Below are 19,710 nucleotides of genomic sequence, written 5' to 3' on the forward strand. Positions count from 1 at the left end.
CGGTCGCACCGAGCGACGAATGGTGCGATGAACGGTCAACCGGAGGCGTCGGGTCCGTTCCGGTGCGATTCAGGGCTTGTGCGGCCTTGACCCTTGACTGCCCGAAATTCCCGTGCAGAGCTAGATCGGCGGAATGTAAGTCGGATTGTCATACCGCAACGGTCATCGTCACGGTGACCGCCACCGTCGAGCCCACGGAGCCCGCACGATGTCCCAGCGCACCCGACCCGGCGCGGTCGCCGTCGCCGCCCTGCTCCTCGCCGCGGCGACCGGCTGTGCCGCCGACGACCGCCCGCCGCGGTCCCCCGCCGCTCAGCAGGACACCGAGCGCCCCGGCGTCCCCTCGGCCGCCGCCGGCGGCGCCTCCGCCGAAGCCGGCTTCACCCTCGTCGCATCCGGCGACGTCCTGCCGCACGCCTCGATCATCCGCCAAGCGGCCGCCGACGCCCACGGCTCGGGCTACGACTTCCGGCCCATGCTGGCCGGCGTCGAGCCCCTCGTCTCCCGCGCCGGCCTGGCGCTGTGCCACATGGAGACGGTGTACGGCGAGAAGGGCGGCCCCTACACCGGCTACCCCGCCTTCAAGTCCCCGCCCGAGGTCGCCGCCGCGCTCCGGGCCACCGGCTACGACGGCTGCTCCACCGCCTCCAACCACACCCTCGACGACGGCGCCGCCGGGATCGCCCGCACCCTCGACGCCCTCGACCGGGCGGGGGTCGCGCACGCCGGCTCCGCCCGTACCGCGCAGGAGGCCGCCCGGCCCACGCTGCTGAAGGCCGGCACCGCCACGGTCGCCCATCTCGCCTACACCTACGACACCAACGGTTATCCGCTCCCGCAGGGGCAGCCCTGGGCGGTGAACCTGCTCGACGAGCAGCGGATCGTCGCCGACGCGCGGGCCGCCCGCAAGGCCGGCGCCGACATCGTCGTCGTCTCCCCGCACTGGGGCTCGGAGTGGCAGACGGCGCCCGACGAGCGGCAGCTCGCCCTCGGCCGCGCGCTCACCGCATCCCGCACCGGCGGCCGGCCCGACATCGACCTGATCATCGGCACCCACGCCCATGTCCCCCAGGCGTACGAGAAGGTCAACGGCACCTGGATCGTGTACGGGATGGGCGACCAGATCGCCGGCGACATGGTCAACCACTCCGGCGCGCACGACCCGCGCGGCAACCAGAGCACCCTCGCCCGGTTCACCTTCGCCCCGCCCCGGACGCCCGGCGGGCGCTGGGAGGTCGGCCGGGCCGAGTTCGTGCCGCTGTGGTTCGACACCGCGGCCGGCCGGGCCGTCAACCTGAACGCCGCCATCGAGGACGGCGCCCCGCTCACCGCCGTACGCGACCGGATCCGCGAGGTCGCCCTCTCCCGCGGCGCGGCGAAGGACGGTCTGACGATGGGCCGGTAGAGCCGTCCGGCCGCGTTCGTGCTCCGCGCGGGTGGATTCGGGGGCCCGGCCGGTGTCGCGGGGGCCGTCGGGGCGACGGCCGTGCGAGCCATTGGTCATGAAAAAGGATCAGATGCCCACGGGTCGGCGGCCGGTGCTGCGCCTCCTCGCCGCGCTCGGGGCCACCGCCACCGTCGGAGTCTTCGCGGCGGACCGCCTCGGCGCGCCCGATCGGTCCGCCCCCACGGCCGGGACCCCGCCCCGCCCCACCCCCGCGCCCGCCGCGGGTCCCGCTGCGGGGCCTGCCGGGCGGCCCGTCCCCGGGGCCCCCGCGGCCGCCCGGCTGGGGCCGAGCACGTACCGGCTGCAGCCCATGACCGCCGCCGCGCCGCCGGCCTACCGCAAGGCCCTGCCGCCGATCCGCCGCAGGCCCTTTCTGCGCCTGTCCGGCGTCGGCCGCTCGATGGTGCTCACCTTCGACGACGGGCCCGACCCGCGCTACACCCCGGAGATCCTGCGCACCCTGCGCAGGTACGACTGCCGGGCGATGTTCTTCGTCTGCGGCGAGATGGCCGTCGAGAACAAGGACCTGCTGCGGGAGATGGCCGACGACGGACATGTGGTCGGCAACCACTCCTGGTCGCACCCGCTCATCCCGAAACTGGCCCCGTCCCGGATCCGCGACGAGCTCGGCAGCACCAGCGAGGTCGTCGAGAAGACCCTCGGCGCGGCCCCGCTCTGGTACCGCGCGCCCTTCGGCGCCTGGAACCGGCACTCCTTCGAGATCGGCGCCGAACTGGGCATGGAGCCGCTCGCCTGGACCGTCGACACCCTCGACTGGAAGGAGCCCGGCACCGGCACCATCGTGGACCGGGTCCTGGACGGCGCCGCCCCGGGCGTCGTGGTGCTCTCGCACGACGCGGGCGGCAACCGCTCGCAGAGCGTCGCCGCCCTCAAGCGGTACCTGCCCGAACTCCTCGACGCGGGCTATCGCATGACCGTGCCCCGGCGCTAGGGGGTGCCTCGCCGATCAGGCCGGATCAGGGAGCGGCGTCTGGTGCGTGCGATCGCAAGGCGGAGGAGGGAGGCAACGCGGAGCGTTGACGACTGACGACAACGCGGCGAGCGTGCGTGCCAGACGCCGCGAGCCCGGCATGATCGGCAAGACACCCCCTACGACTTGGTGGCGCCGGCGGTGAGCCCGGAGACGAGGTGGCGCTGGACGATGCCGAACACGACCGCGGCCGGGGCGGCGATGAGCACGGCCGCGGCGGTGAGCGAGCCCCAGTCGGCGGTGTACTGGTTGACGAAGGTCTGCAGACCGCCGGCGAGCGTGAGGTTCTCCTCGCCGGTCATGAACGCGGAGGCGTAGGCGACCTCGGCCCAGCCGGTGATGAAGGTGTAGAACGCGGTGACCGCGAGGCCCGGCTTGGCCAGCGGCATGATCAGCCGCCAGAAGGTGCCGAACGGGCTGAGCCCGTCCACCCGGCCGGCCTCGTCGATCTCGGCCGGGATGCCGTCGAAGTAGCCCTTCATCATCCAGGCGCAGAAGGGCACGGCGACGGTGAGGTAGGTGACGACCAGGCCGACCGGCTGGTTCAGCAGGCCGAGGCTCGCCAGCAGGTTGTACAGCGGGACGATGAGCACCGCGACCGGGAACATCTGGGTGATCAGCAGCATCCACATCAGCGGGCGCAGGCCCGGGAAGCGGAAGCGGCTGACGGCGTAGCCGGTGGTGGCGGAGATGAACACGCCGATGACGGTGGTCAGTCCGACGACGAGCAGCGAGTTGCCGAGCCAGGCGAGGAACTGGGTGTCGCCGATGACATGGGTGTAGTTGCCGAGCGTGAAGTTCTTCACCAGGGAGGTGTCGAAGGCGTCGGTCTTCGGCTTGAAGGACGTGATCACCAGCCACAGCGGCGGGAAGACCGCGACGACCGTGGCGAGGATCAGCGTGAGGTGCAGGCCGGCGGAGGCCAGCGGCGAGCGCTCGCCGCGCGCCCGCACCTTGCGCGGAGGGGTCATGGTCTCGTCGCTCACCACTGGTCTCCCTGCTTCTTGAGCGCGCGGCGGTAGACGACCGCGAACAGCGACAGGAGGAGCAGGATCACCACGCCCCAGGCGGCGGAGGCCGCGAAGTCGCGCGGGCTGTTGATGAAGGAGACCCGGTACGCGTACGTCACCAGGATCTCGGTGGAGTCGCCGGGTCCGCCTCGGGTCAGGAGGAAGATCACCGGGAACATGTTGAAGGTCCAGATGGCGCTGAGCAGGATCACCGTGGAGGCGACCGGGCGCAGTCCGGGCATGGTGATGTGCCGGAAGCGCTGCCAGGCGCTCGCGCCGTCCATCTCGGCGGCCTCGTACAGCTCGCCGGGGATGGACTGCAGGCCGCCGAGGACGGCGACGAGCATGAAGGGCACGCCGAGCCAGACGTTCACCGCGATCACGGAGACCTTGGCCCAGGTGGGGTCGTTCAGCCAGGCGATGGCGTCGATCCCGCCGCCCTGGAGCAGCTTGTTGAACAGGCCGTTTCGCTCGTTGAAGAGCAGCCGCCAGGTGAAGACGGAGACGAAGGCGGGCACGGCCCAGGGCAGGACCAGGGCCATGCGGTAGAAGCCGCGGCCCTTGATCTTGCGGTTGAGCATGTTGGCCAGGACGAGTCCGAGGCCGAAGGAGAGGGCGACGCAGACCACGGTCCACACCAGCGTCCAGCCGAGCCGGTCCCAGAAGACCTCGTCGGTGAGGACCGCCTTGTAGTTGTCGAGACCGACGAACTCGTAGGTGGCCGGGATGTGGTTGACGCCGATCGTGCGCTCGACGTTCGCCTCGTTGGCGTTCGTCAGCGACAGGTAGACGCCGCGCACCAGCGGATAGCCGATGATCACGCCGATCACGGCCACCACCGGGGCGACCATGCTCCACGCGTACCAGTGGGTGGACAGCGCGCGGCGCAGCCTGCCCGGGTGCTTGTCAGTGCGGCGGCCGCGGCCGCGGGCGCTGTGCGCGCCCGCGGCCTTCGCCACCGACTGGCTGGTGTCGACAGCCATGGGTCGGTCAGCCCTTCTCACTCTTTACTTGTAGTCCTTGAGGAGCTTGCGGTACGCCTCGCCGGTGTCGGCGGCCGCCTTCTCCGGAGTGGTCTTGCCGCCCAGGACGTTGGCCATCTGCAGCTTGATCGGCTCGAAGAGCGAGTTGCCCTGCGGGATCCAGGGGCGCTCGACGGCCTTGTCGACGGCCGGCTTGAAGAACTGCACCATCTCGTTGCCGGAGACGGTCGGCTGGGCGTAGACCGAGATGCGGGTCGGCAGCAGGCTGAGCTTCTCGGTCGTCTGCTGCTGGACCTTGGCCGAGCTCATGTACTTGGCGAACTCGTACGAGGCGTCCAGGTTCTTGGAACCGGCGTAGACGGAGAGGTTCCAGCCGCCCTGCGGGGAGCCCTGCTTGGCGCTGCCGGCCGGGACCGGGGCGATGCCGAGGTTCTTCGGGTCCTTGAACTCGGCGCCGGCGCGGGAGTCCTGGATGGCCCACGGGCCGTTCAGCATCATCGCGACCTTGCCGGACTTGAACGCGTTCTGCATGTTGTTCCAGCCGTCGGAGGCGTCGGTGATCGCCGCCTTCGAGTCGACCAGGTCCTTGATGGTCTTGTACGCCTTGACGCCGGACGGGTCGCCGATGCTGACCTTCTTGTTCTTGGCGTCGACCATGTCGCCGCCCTCGCCGTACAGGAAGGAGAGGAACCAGTACGGGTCGTCGCCGCGCAGGTAGAGACCGGACTTGCCGGGGAACTTGGCGCTGATCTTCGCGGAGGCGGCCTTCAGCTCCTCGATGGACTTCGGGGCCTCGGCGACACCGGCGTCCTTGAGCATCTTCTTGTTGTAGAAGAGCGCCATGGTGTCGATGACCTGCGGGACCGCGTAGGTCTTGCCGTCGAACTTGGTGGAGGCCGCGGCCTGCGGCAGCCAGTCGTTCGAGGTCTCGATGGCCGGGGTCTTGTCGAGGGGGGCGAGGTAGCCGAGGCTGGCGAAGTCGGCGACCCAGGCGACCTCGGTGCGCATGACGTCGGGGGCGCCGGAGTTGCCGCCGGCGGCGTTCTTGAACTTGGCGTTGGCCTCGCCGAAGGGAACGTTGACGTACTTGACCTTCACCTTGGGGTGGAGCTTGGTGAAGCCCTCGGCGAGCGCCTGGTACGTGCCCTTCTCGGCCTCGTTCGAGGTGTCCCAGTAGGTGACGGTGCCGGAGAGCTCGCCCGAGCTCTTCTTGGCGTCGTCCTGGCCGTCGCCGCTTCCGCACGCCGCAACGGTCAGGCCCAGGGCCGCGACCAGCGCGGTGGCCGCTATGCCACGCCGCATGTGAACTCCTTCAACAGATCCCGGGGGGAAGAGGGGCGAAGACCTGACCTCTGCGACCGCTCCCTCGCGGCGCTCCGGGTTGCCAGGAACGTAACAGGGATGAAAACGAGCCGAAAGAGCTTGCGAGAACTTTCTGCAAGGGCAGCGGATCGTTACATCCACGTGTCCTTACAGTTGCCGACGGGTCGCTTGACACCCCGTCCCGACTGCGCCGATGCGCCCTTGCCGAGGCGGCCGGGGCTCTGAAAGGCTTTTCACAACAGCTTGCAGGACCGTTTCACGACCGCCCTGACCTCGTTGGACGTCTCGGCGCTCGTCATCCGACCACGCGAGAGGGACACCGCACATGGCCCAGGAGCTCACCTCCCCGTCGCCGGCACCGCTTGCAAGCCCTTGCGGCGACCGTTCCAGAGGCGCAGCGCAGTGGTGGCGGGACGCCGTGATCTACCAGGTGTACGTCCGCTCCTTCGCGGACGGCGACGGGGACGGCGTCGGCGATCTTCGCGGGGCCCGGGAGCGGCTGCCGCACCTGGCCCGGCTCGGCGTGGACGCGGTCTGGCTGACGCCGTTCTACGCCTCCCCGCAGGCCGACGGCGGCTACGACGTGGCCGACCACCGGGCCGTCGACCCGCTCTTCGGCGACCTGCAGGACGCCGCCGACCTGGTCGGGGCCGCGCACGGACTCGGCCTGAAGGTGATCGTCGACGTCGTCCCCAACCACACCTCCGAGCGGCACCCCTGGTTCGAGGCCGCCCGGCGGGGCCCCGGCCCGGAGCGCGACCGCTACGTCTTCCGGCCCGGCCGCGGCCCCGGCGGAGCCGAGCCGCCCAACGACTGGGAGTCCGTCTTCGGCGGCCCGGCCTGGACCCGGGTCGCCGACGGCGCCTGGTACCTGCACCTGTTCGCCCCCGAGCAGCCCGACCTGAACTGGCACGACGCCGAGGTCCGCGCCGACTTCGACGCGGTGCTCCGGTTCTGGCTGGATCTGGGCGTGGACGGCTTCCGGATCGACGTGGCCCACGGCATGGTCAAGGCCGAGGGCCTGCCCGACATCGGGCACGGCCGGCAGGCCAGCCTGATCGGCGCCCAGCGGCTGCCGTTCTTCGACCAGGACGGCGTCCACGAGATCCACCGCGGCTGGCGGCGGCTCCTGGAGTCGTACGGCCCCGACCGCATCGGGGTCGCCGAGGCGTGGGCCCCGACGCCGGAGCGGCTCGCCCTGTACGTACGGCCCGACGAACTGCACCAGGCCTTCAACTTCCAGTTCCTGAACTGCCCCTGGGACGCGACGGCGCTGCGCCGCGTGATCGACGACTCACTGCGCGCCACCTCCGCCGTCGGCGCGCCCACGACCTGGGTGCTCTCCAACCACGACGTGGTCCGCCACCGCACCCGGTACGGCGGGCTCGCCCGGGCCCGGGCGGCGGCGCTGCTGATGCTGGCGCTGCCCGGCTCCGCCTACGTGTACCAGGGCGAGGAGCTGGGCCTGCCCGAGGTCGCCGACCTGCCGGACGAGCTCCGCCAGGACCCGGCGTTCTGGCGCGGCGACGGGCAGGACGGGCTGCGCGACGGCTGCCGGGTGCCGCTGCCGTGGACGGGCACAGGCCCCTCGTACGGCTTCGGGCCCGGCGGCGCCTGGCTGCCGCAGCCGTCCGCGTGGGCGGGCCTGAGCGTCGAGGCGCAGAGCGGCGACCCGGCGTCCGTCCTGGAGCTGTACCGCCGGGCCCTCACGCTGCGGCGGGCGCATCCGGCGCTCGGCGCGGGCGAGGACGTGGAGTGGCTGCCGGCCCCGGAGGGTGTGCTGGCGTTCCGGCGGACCTCGGCCGCGGGCGACGTGTTCGTCGTCCTGAACACCGCCGCGAAGCCGGAGGAGGTGGCGCTGCCGCTGCCGCGGCGCGTGCTGCTCACGAGCGGCGGCGACGCCCCGGAGGACTCCGCCGCCGATGCTCGGCTCGTCCGGGTTGCCCCCGATTCCTGCGTGTGGTGGGCAATCTGACGTGCGACCGGTACAGTCCAACCCCATGACCGCGCGGCTTTCCGACATCGCAGCCCAGGCGGGGGTCAGTGAAGCCACGGTCAGCCGCGTACTCAACGGCAAGCCCGGTGTGGCTTCGGCCACCCGCGAGTCCGTGCTTGCCGCGCTCGACGTCCTCGGTTACGAGCGGCCGGTCCGGCTGCGCCGGCGCAGCGCCGGCCTCGTCGGGCTGATAACCCCCGAACTGGACAACCCGATCTTCCCCGCGCTCGCGCAGGTCATCGGGCAGGCCCTGACCCGGCAGGGCTACACCCCCGTCCTCGCCACGCAGACCCCCGGCGGGTCCACCGAGGACGAGCTCACCGACATGCTGGTGGAGCGGGGCGTCTCCGGGATCATCTTCGTCTCCGGACTGCACGCCGACACCACCGCCGACATGGGCCGCTACGACCAGCTGCGCGGCAAGGGCGTCCCGTACGTCCTCATCAACGGCTTCTCCCCCAAGGTGCAGGCCCCGTTCGTCTCGCCGGACGACCGGGCCGCGATGCAGCTGGCGGTCACCCACCTCGCGGCCCTCGGCCACACCCGGATCGGGCTCGCGGTCGGGCCGAAGCGGTTCGTGCCGGTGCTGCGCAAGATCGAGGGCTTCCGGCGGGGCATGAAGGAGCGCCTGGGGCTGACCCCGGAGGAGTCCGAGGAGCTGATCCAGCACTCGCTGTACACCCTGGAGGGCGGCCAGGCCGCGGCGGGCGCGCTGATAGGGCGGGGCTGCACGGCGATCGTCTGCGCCAGCGACATGATGGCGCTCGGCGCGATCCGCGCGGCCCGCGAGAAGGGCCTGCGGGTGCCGAAGGACGTCTCGGTGGTGGGTTTCGACGATTCGCCCCTCATAGCGTTCACGGACCCGCCGCTGACCACCATCCGGCAGCCGGTGCAGGCGATGGGCCAGGCGGCGGTACGGGCGCTGCTCGAGGAGGTCGGGGGCACCCCGGCCCCGCACAGCGAGTTCGTCTTCATGCCGGAGCTGGTGGTTCGCGGATCAACTGCCTCGGCCCCCTCGCCGGAACGGGGAAACCCCTGATAGAACCGTGGTTCCGTCTCCACCTGGAGACGGACCGCGTGCGCCGGGAACCCGTCGGAGGGATGATCGGTCGTAGGGCGTGAATCTGGCAGACTCTCCTCCTATGGGTGAAACGACCGTGAAGCGTTCGGCAGGCCGCGAGCCGGCCCCTCTGTCACCCCCGTCACCCATCACGACCGGTGCCGGAGTGCGGGCCCGGCTGCGCGCACCACGACGTCCCCGGATCTGGTTCGAGATCCTTCTGATCCTGGTCAGTTACTGGACGTACTCGCTGATCCGCAACGCCGTGCCGGAGCAGAAGGCGCAGGCGCTGAAGAACGCCGACTGGATCTGGCAGGTGGAGAAGTCGCTCGGGCTGGCCTTCGAGGAAGCGGTCAACCACGCCGTGAACTCGGTGACCTGGCTCGTCGTGTCGATGAACTACTACTACGCCACCCTGCACTTCGTCGTCACGATCGGTGTGCTGGTGTGGCTGTACCGTCGGCAGCCGGGCCGTTACGCGGCGTCCCGCACGGTCCTGTTCGCCACCACCGGTGTGGCACTGGTCGGTTACTACCTGTATCCGCTCGCACCGCCCCGGCTGATGAACGGGCAGAGCTTCGTCGACACCGTGCTTGTGCACCAGACCTGGGGCTCGATGGCCTCGGGCAACCTCAAGCACATGTCGAACCAGTACGCGGCGATGCCGTCGATGCACATCGGCTGGTCGCTCTGGTGCGGACTGATCATCTTCTTCCTGGCCTCCGCCCCGTGGGCGCGGATCCTGGGCCTGCTCTACCCGGCGGCGACGCTGGTGGTCATCGTGGCCACCGCCAACCACTTCTGGCTGGACGCGGTCGGCGGCATGATCTGCCTGGGCTTCGGCTTCCTCGTCTCGTACCTCTGGTACGGCGCGCTCCCGCAGCGGCTGCCGAAGCAGGTGGAGAGCAAGCGGGTCCAGGTGTCCGGGGGCGCTCCGGCGCCCGAGGCGAAGCCGGGCGCGGACCGGGACTCCGAGCCGGAGCGCATCGGCTCCGGCCGGTGACGACCGCTCACGCCCGGTAGAAACAGCCCCGCTCACGCCCCGTAGAACAGCTCCTCCACGACCGCGCGGGCGCGCCGGGTGATGCGGCGGTAGTCGTCGACCATCTCGCCGACGTGGCCCGGCTCGTACCCGAGGTAGCGCCCCACCGCGGCCAGCTCGCGGCCGTCGGACGGGAAGGTGTCGCCCGGGCGGCCGCGGACCAGCATCACCGCGTTGCGCACCCGGGTGGCCAGGACCCACGCCTCGTCGAGGATCTGCGCCTCGTCGACCGGGATCAGGTCAGCGGCGTGCGCGGCGGCGAGCGCCTCGCGGGTGCGGGTCGTGCGCAGTCCGGGCAGCCGCCAGCCGTGCTGGAGCTGGAACAACTGGATCGTCCACTCCACGTCCGACAGGCCGCCGCGGCCCAGCTTGGCGTGCAGGGTCGGGTCCGCGCCGCGCGGCAGCCGCTCGCTCTCCATGCGGGCCTTGAGCCGGCGGATCTCGCGCACGGCCTCCTCGCCCAGGCCCTCCATCGGGTACCGCAGCGGGTCGATCAGCTCCACGAAGCGCGCGCCGAGGTCCGGGTCGCCGGCCATCGGCTCGGCGCGCAGCAGCGCCTGCGCCTCCCAGACCAGCGACCAGCGCCGGTAGTACGCGGTGTACGAGGCGAGGGTGCGGACCAGCGGGCCGCTCTTGCCCTCCGGGCGCAGATCGGCGTCGATGAGCAGCGGCGGGTCGGCGGTGGGCAGCTGGAGCAGCCGGCGCATCTCCTCGACGACCCGGTTGGCGGCCCGCGCCGCCTCCTGCTCGTCGACGCCCTCGCGCGGCTCGTGCACGAACAGCACGTCCGCGTCGGAGCCGTAGCCCAGCTCGTGGCCGCCGAAGCGGCCCACGCCGATGACCGCGAAGCGGGTGGGCAGCTCCTCGCCCCACTCGACGGCCACCGCGGCCCGCAGCGCGCCGGCGATGGTGGCCGCGTTCAGGTCGGTGACCGCGTTGCCGACCCGGTCGACCAGGGCGCCGGGGTCGGCCTCGCGGGGGCTGTCCTCGGTGCCGTACGAGCCGATGAGATCGGCCGCGGCGGTACGGAACAGCTCACGGCGGCGCACCCCGCGGGCCGCCGCGACGGCCTGCTCGGCGTCGTCGGCGCGGCCGACGGCGGCGAGGACCTCCTGCTCCAGATGGTCCCGGCCGCGCGGCTTCAGGCCCTCCGGGTCGCCGAGCAGCGCGACCGCCTCCGGGGCCCGCAGCAGCAGGTCGGGGGCGAGCCGGCCGGCGGAGAGCACGCGGGCCAGGTTCTCCGCCGCGGCGCCCTCGTCGCGCAGCAGCCGCAGGTACCAGGGCGTCTTGCCGAGCGCGTCGGACACCTTGCGGAAGCCGAGCAGGCCCGCGTCCGGGTCGGCGGAGTCGGCGAACCAGCCGAGCAGCACCGGCAGCAGCGTCCGCTGGATCGCGGCCTTGCGGGACACCCCCGCGGACAGCGCCTCCAGGTGGCGCAGGGCGGCGGCGGGGTCCGCGTACCCGAGGGCTTCGAGCCGCTGGCCGGCGGCGGCCGTGCTGAGCCGGATCTCACCGGGGGCGAGCTGGGCGACCGCGTCGAGCAGCGGCCGGTAGAACAGCTTCTCGTGCAGCCGGCGGACGAGGGAGGCGTGCCGCTTCCACTCCTTGTTCAGCTCCGCGACCGGGTCGGTGCGCAGGCCGAGGGAGCGGCCGAGCCGGCGCAGATCGGCGTCGTCCTCGGGCACGAGGTGGGTGCGGCGGAGCCGGTACAGCTGGATGCGGTGCTCCATGGCCCGCAGGAAGCGGTACGCGTCGTCGAGCTGGGCGGCGTCGGCGCGGCCCACGTAGCCGCCGGCGGCGAGCGCGCCGAGCGCGTCGAGGGTGGTGCCGCTGCGCAGCGTCGCGTCGCTGCGGCCGTGCACCAGCTGCAGCAGCTGGACGGCGAACTCGACGTCCCTGAGGCCGCCGGGGCCGAGCTTGAGCTGGCGGTCGAGATGCGCGGCGGGGATGTTGTCGACGACCCGGCGGCGCATCTTCTGCACGTCGGGGACGAAGTTCTCGCGCTCGGCGGCCTGCCAGACCAACGGCGAGACGGCCTCGATGTACGCGGCGCCCAGCTCCGGGTCGCCGGCCACCGCGCGGGCCTTCAGGAGCGCCTGGAACTCCCAGGTCTTGGCCCAGCGCTGGTAGTAGGCGAGGTGCGAGCTGAGGGTGCGCACCAGCGGACCGTTGCGGCCCTCGGGGCGGAGGTTGGCGTCGACCGGCCAGATGGTGCCCTCGACGGTGGTGTCGGAGCAGATCCGCATCAGATGCGAGGCCAGCCGGGTGGCGGCCTGCATGGCCTTGTGCTCGTCGGCGCCGTCGGCCGGCTCGGCCACGAAGATCACGTCGACGTCGGAGACGTAGTTGAGCTCGTGGCCGCCGCACTTGCCCATCGCGATGACCGCGAGCCGGCACTGGGCGGCGTCGGCGGGCGCGTCGGCACTGGCGAGGGCGAGCGCGGCGCGCAGCGTGGCGGTGGCGAGGTCGGCGAGCTCGGCGGCCGTCTGGGCGACGTCGGCGGTGCCGCAGACGTCGCGGGCGGCGATGGCGAGCAGACAGCGGCGGTAGGCGACCCGCAGCGAGACGGGGCCGTCGGCGCCGGCGAGGCCCTGCTCGAACTCGGCGACCCCCGGGTTCAGGTCGGCGGCCTCGTACGTGACCAGGGCCTGCCAGTCGAGGGGGTGCCGGGCCAGGTGGTCGGCGAGCGCCTCGGAGGCGCCGAGCACGCCGAGCAGCCGGTCGCGGAACGGCTTCGCGGACAGCAGGGTGGTGGTGAGGGTCTGCCGCTCGTCCTCGGGCTGCGCCTCGACCAGCCGGACCAGGCCGTGCAGGGCCAGGTCGGGGTCGGCGGTGCCGCCGAGGGCGTCCAGCAGGACGGAGTCGTCGCGCAGCGCGGCCAGCTCGGGCAGGTCGAGCAGCCGCCCGGCGCGGGACGGGTCGGTGAAACCGTGCCGCAGCAGCCGGGTGAACGTGCTGCTCCTGCGCCCCGGTCCCGTCATCCCGCCGCTCCCTCCGCCGCGTCGCATCCTGCGGAAACGAGCCTATCCGCAGCGATGAGTCCGCGCCGCGAGCGGAGTCTCCCCTAAGACAGGACTGCCGCAGGACCGACAACAGATGAGAGGAACCGCCATGGACCCCCGGAGCACGGAACTGGATCCCCGCTACAGCGCTCCGAAGGCCGGGGCGCTGCCCTGGTCGCGCGCGCGGGAGGGGCTGGCGGCGGCGGAGGTGTACTGGCTGTCGACGGTGCGGCCGGACGGGCGGCCGCATGTGACGCCGCTGATCGCCGTCTGGTCCGGCGAGGCGCTGCACTTCTGCACCGGCCCGGACGAGCGCAAGGCCCGCAACCTGGAGCAGAACCCGGAGGTCGTGCTGACCACGGGCTCCGACCGGCTGGACGAGGGCCTGGACCTGGTCCTCGAGGGCGAGGCGGTCCGCGTAACGGACGAAACACGGCTGCGCGGGCTCGCGGCGGCGTGGACGGACAAGTACGGGCCGGACTGGCGTTTCGAGGTGCGGGCCGGCGCGTTCGTGGGGGACGGTGGGACCGCCGTGGTGTTCGCGGTCGCCCCGCGCACGGTGTTCGGCTTCGCCAAGGGCGACCCGTTCGGCCAGACCCGCTGGCGCTTCTGAGGAGACCGATGAACTGGACGCTGGAAGTGGTGACGGTCCCCGTCACCGACGTCGACCGGGCGAAGGAGTTCTACGCCGACCGGGTCGGCTTCAAGGTGGACCTGGACGACGAGTACGCCCCGGGCATGCGGATGGTCCAGCTGACCCCGCCCGGCTCCCGGTGCTCGATCGCACTGCTCTCCGGCATGCCGGAGATCCCGGGCGCCGGCTCCACGGAGCCGGGCTCCCTGCACGGCCTCCAGTTGTGCGTCACCGACATCGAGGCGGCCCGCGCCGAACTCGTGGACCGGGGCGTGGCGGCCGGCGCGATCCGGCACGTGGGGCCGACGGGCTGGGAGGACGGCAAGGGCGAGACCTGGAACTCCTTCATGACCTTCGCCGACCCCGACGGCAACACCTGGGTCGTCCAGGAGGCCCCGTCGGAACTCTCGGAACGCTGACCCGAAACCGGCCCGCGCCGCGCCCGGTCCGCCGGAGTCACTCCGCCGCGAACTCGGGTGCAGCAACAGCCGCGTGGTGACCACGGATTCGGTCTTCACCGCGGCAGTCTCGACGCCCCACCCGGCCCGGTCAACGCATTTCGCCTACAGCACCGGCAGGTTCTTGCGGAGTTCGAAGGCGGTGACCTCGGAGCGGTACTCCTCCCACTCCTGCTTCTTGTTGCGCAGGAAGAAGTCGAAGACGTGCTCGCCGAGGGTCTCGGCGACCAGTTCGCTCCGCTCCATCAGGGAGATCGCCTCGCCGAGGTTCTGCGGCAGGGGCTCGATGCCCATGGCGCGGCGCTCGGCGTCGGAGAGGGCCCAGACGTCGTCGTCGGCGCCGGCCGGGAGTTCGTAGCCCTCCTCGATGCCCTTCAGGCCGGCGGCGAGCAGGACCGCGTAGGTCAGGTACGGGTTGGCGCCGGAGTCGATGGAGCGGACCTCGACGCGCGAGGAGCCCATCTTGCCGGGCTTGTACATGGGGACCCGGATCAGCGCGGAGCGGTTGTTGTGGCCCCAGCAGATGTACGCGGGGGCCTCGCCGCCCGAGCCGGCGGTGCGGCCGGAGCCGCCCCAGATGCGCTTGTACGAGTTGACCCACTGGTTGGTGACGGCCGCGATCTCGGCGGCGTGCCTCAGCAGGCCGGCGATGAAGGAGCGGCCCACCTTGGAGAGCTGGTACTCCGCGCCGGACTCGTAGAAGGCGTTGCGGTCGCCCTCGAAGAGGGAGAGGTGGGTGTGCATGCCCGAGCCGGGGTACTCGGAGAACGGCTTCGGCATGAACGTGGCCTGCACCCCCTGCTCCAGCGCGACCTGCTTCATGACCAGACGGAACGTCATGATGTTGTCGGCCGTCGACAGCGCGTCCGCGTAGCGCAGGTCGATCTCCTGCTGGCCCGGCGCGCCCTCGTGGTGGCTGAACTCCACGGAGATGCCCATGGATTCGAGCATCGTGATGGCCTGGCGGCGGAAGTCCATGCCCACGTTCTGCGGGGTGTGGTCGAAGTAGCCGGAGTTGTCGGCGGGGGTGGGGCGTGAGCCGTCGAGCGGCTTGTCCTTCAGGAGGAAGAACTCGATCTCGGGGTGGGTGTAGAAGGTGAAGCCCAGGTCCGAGGTCTTGGCCAGCATCCGCTTCAGCACGAAACGCGGGTCGGCGTAGGACGGCGAGCCGTCCGGCATGAGGATGTCGCAGAACATCCGCGCCGTGCCGGGGGCCTCGGCCCGCCACGGCAGGATCTGGAAGGTACCCGGGTCGGGCTTGGCGATCATGTCGGACTCGTAGACGCGGGCGAAGCCCTCGATCGCCGAGCCGTCGAAGCCGATGCCCTCGTCGAAGGCCTGTTCCAGTTCGGCGGGGGCCACGGCGACCGACTTGAGGAAGCCGAGCACGTCGGTGAACCACAGGCGCACGAAACGGATGTCGCGCTCCTCGAGCGTACGGAGGACGAACTCCTGCTGCTTGTCCATCTACGTTCCTACCCATCCTTGCTGGTCAGGCCGCCTGCTCCCACCGCCTTGGGGCTCACCGGGGGGCACCTGAGCATCCCACCACATGGTTTCGTGCACGTTGCACACCCATACTGCCTGTTCAGATGTGGCGCAGGTAACGGGGGACGGGCCGAATGCCCCTCGGATGCCCCTCGGGTCGCCCGGTCCGTTCCCGCCCACCCTGCCGTCGGAGCGGCCCGGACCACTACGATCTCGGCCCATGGGGGTCACGCGGCACGGCCGCAGCCCACGTCACGCGCGTCCCATGGCACTGCTGAGTGCCGTGGCGGCGCTCCTCGGCGTTCTCCTCGTCTGCCCGGACCTGGTGCCGACCGCGGCGCACCACGACCGCGCCGCCGGCGCCCCGACGTCCGCGCGGGCCCTGACGGCGGTCGGACCGGCCGCCGCGCACGAGTACGTCTGCCCGTACGACCGCGGCGACTGCCGGCTGCTGCCGGCCCTCGGCTCCGCGGTGCTGACGGCTCCGCCGACGGACCCGCCGCTCCAGGCGACGGACCCGGCGACGGGCGCCCGGGCGGGGGACGAGGGCGGCCGGACGCTCCCCGCCGGCGCGCGGCCGCGCGCGCCGGACCTGCACGTCCTCCAGGTGCTGAGGTCCTGAGCCGGACCCGTTGTCGCCGGACCGTTCGTCCCGCACGCACACCGACCCGTTTCCCGTCACGAAGAAGGACGTACCCCCATGGCTGCCAACCGCTCCGCCACCGCCGACCGCCGCGCCCGAATAGAGGAGATGCGCCGCGCCGAGCAGGCCCGCGAGCGCCGCAACCGCATCCTGACCCTGAGCATCGCCGGCGTGGTCGTCCTCGGCCTCGTCGGCTTCGGCGGCTGGGTGCTCAAGAAGGAGGCCGACGAGAAGTCGGCCCGGGAGGCCCTCGCCAAGGCCCCCGTGCAGGCCGAGAAGAGCTGGGACGCCAAGAAGCTCGGCCGCAACCACGTGACCACGCAGGTCACGTACCCGATGAAGCCCGCGGTCGGCGGCGACCACCACCAGGTCTGGATGAACTGCGACGGCGACGTCTACAAGGCCCCGGTCCCGGAGATGAACGCCGTGCACTCGCTGGAGCACGGCGCGGTCTGGGTGACGTACAACGACAAGGCCCCGGCCGGGGACCTCAAGAAGCTCGAGGCGAAGGTCGACAAGACGCCGTACACCCTGATGAGCCCGGTGAAGGACCAGGCCGGGGCGATCATGCTGTCCGCCTGGGGCAAGCAGGTCACCGTGGACGGCGCCGACGACCCGCGCGTGGACCAGTTCTTCACCAAGTACGTGCAGGGCCCGCAGACCCCCGAGCCGGGCGCCGCGTGCACCGGCGGCATGGGCGGGCAGGGCCAGGGCGGCGCCGGGGTGGGGCAGTGACCGTCACCCGTACGCAGTGGGCCGCGGCCGCCGCGGTGTTCGTGGCACTGCTGTTCGCCGGGTACGCGACGGTCAGCACCGCCTGGGGCGGCGAGCCTGCGGCACAGGCGACGCCGGCCCGGGAGTCGGCGGACGCGGGCTTCGCCCGTGACATGTCGGTCCACCACCAGCAGGCGGTGGAGCTGTCGTTCCTGGTGCGTGACCGCACGCAGGACGAGGAGGTGCGCCGGCTCGCGTACGACATCGCCAACACCCAGGCCAACCAGCGCGGCATGATGCTGGGCTGGCTGGACCTGTGGGGGCTGCCGAAGGTGGAGTCCGGCACCGAGCCGATGGCCTGGATGGACACGTCCGGAGGCGAAAATGGCGGTCAGCACGGCGGCGGGCACTCCGGCCACGGATCCGGGGCCGCCCCGAAGCAGCAGGAGGGCGCGCTGATGCCGGGCATGGCCACGCCCGCCGAACTGGAGCGGCTGAACAAGCTGAGCGGCAAGCAGGCGGAGATCCTCTATCTGCAGCTGATGATCGACCACCACAAGGGCGGTGTGCACATGGCCCAGGGGTGTGCCGACCGGTGCACCGTGGACGTCGAGCGGAAGCTGGCGCAGGGCATGGTCGACGCCCAGCAGTCGGAGATCGGTCTGATGACGGAGCTGCTGAAGAAGCGGGGCGCGGCGCCGCGCCCCTAGCCGTCGGCCGGTCCGGCCACGGCAGGCCCCGTCACGGAAGGCCCCGCGACAGAAGGCCCCCGCCACCGCGGCGATCCGCTGCGGTCGCGGGGGCCGCGGCGTCCACGGACAATGGTCAGTGCTCGGGGACGTCCGCACGCGGTTCCACGTCGACGGAGGTACGCACCCCATGACCACGGCGAAGGACATCATGCACTCCGGGGCCCAGTGGATCCCCCGGCACGAGACCCTGGACCGGGCGGCCCAGATGATGCGCGACCTGAATGTGGGCGCGCTGCCGGTCGCCGACGAGAACGAGCGCCTGTGCGGCATCATCACGGACCGCGACATCGTCGTCCGCTGTGTCGCCATGGGCCACGACCCGGCGAAGATGACCTGCGGCGACATGACGCAGGGCACGCCGCGGTGGATCGACGCGGGCTCCGACGTCTCCGAGGTGCTGACGGAGATGGAGGGGCACCAGATCCGCCGGCTGCCGGTGATCCAGGACAAGAAGCTGGTCGGCATGATCAGCGAGGCCGATCTGGCCCAGCACCTCTCGGACGAGCAGCTGAAGTCGTTCTGCGAGGCCGTCTACGCGCGGGCCTGATCCGCGCCGCTCCTTCCTGCGCCCTGCGGCGCAGCACTCTGCTCCAGGACCGCCCGGGCCACCGCGTCCGGGCGGTCCAGCATGACCAGGTGTCCGGACGGCTCGACCGCCTCGAAGCGTGCCCCCAGCCGCCGGGCCAGGGCGCGCTGCCGGGCGCCCCAGCGGGGTGAGCCGTCGGGGGCGGCCAGGACGGTGACGGGCAGGCCGGGCGGCAGGGGCGCGCGCTCGCGCAGCGCGAGGAGTTCGGCGGCGACGGCCCGGTAGTGCGCGTTCTCCAGGAGGGCGCCGGTGGTCACCCGTGAGGTCGTGTAGCAGCGGCGTACCAGCGCGGCCGGCGCCGGGTCGCCGCCGGAGTGCCGGGAGAGCCGTACCGAGGCGCGGCGGGCGAGCGGGCCGAGCGCGGCGGGCACGCCGGCGGCCGACAGGACGGCGCCGAGGCCGCGGGCGGCGGCGGTGCGCAGGGCGGGCGCGGCCGGGACGTGGGCGTGCTCCTCGACGGACGAGTCGACGAGGACCAGCCCGGCGGTGCGGTCCGGGTGCAGCCGGGCGAACGCCTCCGCGTGGAAGCCGGCGAGGGAGTGGCCGACGACGGTGGCGGGCCCGGGCAGCCCGAGGGCGTCGAGCAGCCCGGCGATCCGGTGCGCCTCGCCGGCGGCGGTGGGGGCGGCCGGGGCGGGGGCGGACAGTCCGTGGCCGGGGCGGTCGAAGCGGACGATGGTGCGCCGCGGGGCGAGCAGCGGGACGACCGGGTCCCAGTCGAACCAGCTCAGCGCGAGCCCGGCCCCGAGCACGCAGACCGGGCCGCTCCCCTCGACGACGACGTGGTGGGCCACTCCCCCGACGCGTACGAAGCGCTCGCCGCTCATCGCGCCGCCGCCAGGTGTCTTCGGGCGGGTCCAAGGTGCGTGGCGGTGTACTCGGAGCGGGCGAGGACGGCGAGCCAGACCGCGACGGCCAGCAGCTGGAGCCGCTGCCCGGCGCCGAGGCCCCAGGTGCCGTGCCCCGCGTCGAACGCGGTGATCGCCGCCAGCGTCCAGACCGTGGACAGGAGCGCGAGGACGACGAGCGCCGGTCCGGTGCGGGCGAGCAGTGGCCGGTCCCCGTACCGGCGGGCCGCGACGGTCAGCGCGAGCATCGCGACGAGCGCGCCGGCCATCGCGAGAGCGGAGCTGACCGCGTGCGCCTCATGGCTGAAGGGGACGAGCCCGGCGGCCTCGCGGGCGGCGCACGCCGCGTCCACGGTGGGCGGGCAGCTCAGCGGCAGCCGCGAGTCGGCGGCCGTGGCCGCCCCGAACAGCGCGAGCCCGAGCCAGCCGGTCACCGACCAGGGCCGCCCCCGGGACCTCAGCAGCCCCCAGCAGGCCCCGGCGAGCAGCAGCAGCCCGGACACCAGGTCGGCGGTCCGGAACACCGCCCCGTACGGCTGGTCGGCGGCGGCCAGCTCCGAGACGTACGAGCGCACCGGGTCGAGCCCGGAGCGCACGGCGAGCTCGGGCACCCACGCGCTGTACGCGAGCGCGCCGAGCAGCAGCAGCGCGGCGATCACGCGCGGGGCTTTCCTGGACACATGGGGTGAACGGCCGGACACACCGGAGAGTTCCGAGGCGCGAAGAGGGTGCG

The 19,710-nt window shown here is 72.4% G+C and carries 18 protein-coding genes; 11 read left to right on the forward strand and 7 right to left on the reverse strand.

What is annotated here, in order from left to right; translation table 11 throughout:
• Positions 1–208 precede the first annotated feature (208 nt).
• Together ACGFMM_RS00960 and ACGFMM_RS00965 are read left to right on the forward strand one after the other, a co-directional pair.
• A complete protein-coding gene (locus tag ACGFMM_RS00960; protein ID WP_393641884.1) occupies positions 209–1,405 on the forward strand; it encodes a CapA family protein in 1,197 nt (398 codons plus the stop codon).
• 97 nt (positions 1,406–1,502) lie between these two features.
• Positions 1,503–2,399, forward strand: a complete 897-nt coding sequence (locus ACGFMM_RS00965; RefSeq protein ID WP_393641886.1) for a polysaccharide deacetylase family protein — start codon at positions 1,503–1,505, stop codon at positions 2,397–2,399.
• A 158-nt stretch (positions 2,400–2,557) separates the two neighbouring features.
• On the opposite strand, the gene ACGFMM_RS00970 is transcribed toward ACGFMM_RS00965, so the two are convergent.
• From ACGFMM_RS00970 to ACGFMM_RS00980, 3 genes are read right to left on the reverse strand one after another with little or no spacing between them, the layout of a single operon-like run.
• Positions 2,558–3,409, reverse strand: a complete 852-nt coding sequence (locus ACGFMM_RS00970) for a sugar ABC transporter permease (RefSeq protein WP_393642780.1) — start codon at positions 3,407–3,409, stop codon at positions 2,558–2,560.
• Positions 3,410–3,420: 11 nt separating this feature from the next.
• Positions 3,421–4,431, reverse strand: a complete 1,011-nt coding sequence (locus ACGFMM_RS00975; RefSeq protein WP_393641888.1) for a carbohydrate ABC transporter permease — start codon at positions 4,429–4,431, stop codon at positions 3,421–3,423.
• Between the two features lie 24 nt (positions 4,432–4,455).
• Positions 4,456–5,733 (reverse strand): extracellular solute-binding protein, encoded by a 1,278-nt coding sequence (locus ACGFMM_RS00980; RefSeq protein WP_393641890.1) that lies wholly within the window; start codon positions 5,731–5,733, stop codon positions 4,456–4,458.
• A gap of 346 nt (positions 5,734–6,079) precedes the next feature.
• Between ACGFMM_RS00980 and ACGFMM_RS00985 the strand changes: the two genes are divergently transcribed.
• From ACGFMM_RS00985 to ACGFMM_RS00995, 3 genes are all read left to right on the forward strand, one after another.
• The gene (locus ACGFMM_RS00985) at positions 6,080–7,729 is read left to right on the forward strand and encodes a glycoside hydrolase family 13 protein (RefSeq protein WP_393641892.1); all 1,650 of its coding nucleotides are present in this window, start codon (positions 6,080–6,082) and stop codon (positions 7,727–7,729) included.
• A gap of 25 nt (positions 7,730–7,754) precedes the next feature.
• Positions 7,755–8,789 (forward strand): LacI family DNA-binding transcriptional regulator, encoded by a 1,035-nt coding sequence (locus ACGFMM_RS00990; RefSeq protein ID WP_393641893.1) that lies wholly within the window; start codon positions 7,755–7,757, stop codon positions 8,787–8,789.
• Between the two features lie 103 nt (positions 8,790–8,892).
• Positions 8,893–9,813: a phosphatase PAP2 family protein gene (locus tag ACGFMM_RS00995; RefSeq protein ID WP_393641894.1), complete on the forward strand. Its 921-nt coding sequence runs from the start codon at positions 8,893–8,895 to the stop codon at positions 9,811–9,813.
• Positions 9,814–9,845: 32 nt separating this feature from the next.
• Here the strand turns inward: ACGFMM_RS00995 and ACGFMM_RS01000 are convergent, their stop codons facing one another.
• A complete protein-coding gene (locus ACGFMM_RS01000; protein WP_393641895.1) occupies positions 9,846–12,833 on the reverse strand; it encodes a bifunctional [glutamine synthetase] adenylyltransferase/[glutamine synthetase]-adenylyl-L-tyrosine phosphorylase in 2,988 nt (995 codons plus the stop codon).
• Positions 12,834–12,963: 130 nt separating this feature from the next.
• Between ACGFMM_RS01000 and ACGFMM_RS01005 the strand changes: the two genes are divergently transcribed.
• Complete coding sequence (locus tag ACGFMM_RS01005) at positions 12,964–13,467, forward strand: pyridoxamine 5'-phosphate oxidase family protein (RefSeq protein ID WP_393641897.1); 504 nt, start codon at positions 12,964–12,966, stop codon at positions 13,465–13,467.
• Between the two features lie 8 nt (positions 13,468–13,475).
• Positions 13,476–13,907, forward strand: a complete 432-nt coding sequence (locus ACGFMM_RS01010) for a VOC family protein (protein WP_393641899.1) — start codon at positions 13,476–13,478, stop codon at positions 13,905–13,907.
• Positions 13,908–14,051: 144 nt separating this feature from the next.
• On the opposite strand, the gene glnA is transcribed toward ACGFMM_RS01010, so the two are convergent.
• Positions 14,052–15,413, reverse strand: coding sequence for a type I glutamate--ammonia ligase (gene glnA / locus ACGFMM_RS01015; protein WP_393641901.1), 1,362 nt, complete (start codon positions 15,411–15,413; stop codon positions 14,052–14,054).
• 286 nt (positions 15,414–15,699) lie between these two features.
• Between glnA and ACGFMM_RS01020 the strand changes: the two genes are divergently transcribed.
• From ACGFMM_RS01020 to ACGFMM_RS01035, 4 genes are all read left to right on the forward strand, one after another.
• Positions 15,700–16,056: a hypothetical protein gene (locus tag ACGFMM_RS01020; RefSeq protein ID WP_393641902.1), complete on the forward strand. Its 357-nt coding sequence runs from the start codon at positions 15,700–15,702 to the stop codon at positions 16,054–16,056.
• A gap of 78 nt (positions 16,057–16,134) precedes the next feature.
• Entirely contained in the window at positions 16,135–16,812 is a 678-nt protein-coding gene (locus ACGFMM_RS01025; RefSeq protein WP_393641904.1) for a DUF3105 domain-containing protein, read from the forward strand.
• A complete protein-coding gene (locus ACGFMM_RS01030) occupies positions 16,809–17,501 on the forward strand; it encodes a DUF305 domain-containing protein (protein ID WP_393641906.1) in 693 nt (230 codons plus the stop codon). Before ACGFMM_RS01025 ends, ACGFMM_RS01030 begins: the two co-directional genes overlap by 4 nt.
• A gap of 169 nt (positions 17,502–17,670) precedes the next feature.
• The gene (locus tag ACGFMM_RS01035) at positions 17,671–18,090 is read left to right on the forward strand and encodes a CBS domain-containing protein (protein WP_393641908.1); all 420 of its coding nucleotides are present in this window, start codon (positions 17,671–17,673) and stop codon (positions 18,088–18,090) included.
• Here ACGFMM_RS01035 and ACGFMM_RS01040 read toward each other — a convergent pair.
• Entirely contained in the window at positions 18,075–18,956 is an 882-nt protein-coding gene (locus ACGFMM_RS01040) for an alpha/beta fold hydrolase (RefSeq protein WP_393641910.1), read from the reverse strand. The genes ACGFMM_RS01035 and ACGFMM_RS01040 overlap by 16 nt on opposite strands.
• Positions 18,953–19,636: a DUF998 domain-containing protein gene (locus ACGFMM_RS01045; RefSeq protein ID WP_393641912.1), complete on the reverse strand. Its 684-nt coding sequence runs from the start codon at positions 19,634–19,636 to the stop codon at positions 18,953–18,955. The genes ACGFMM_RS01040 and ACGFMM_RS01045 overlap by 4 nt, the downstream gene beginning before the upstream one ends.
• Between the last annotated feature and the right edge of the window lie 74 nt (positions 19,637–19,710).

Origin of the sequence: Streptomyces sp. NPDC048604, from assembly GCF_043199435.1 — a bacterium.
Classification (GTDB): domain Bacteria; phylum Actinomycetota; class Actinomycetes; order Streptomycetales; family Streptomycetaceae; genus Streptomyces.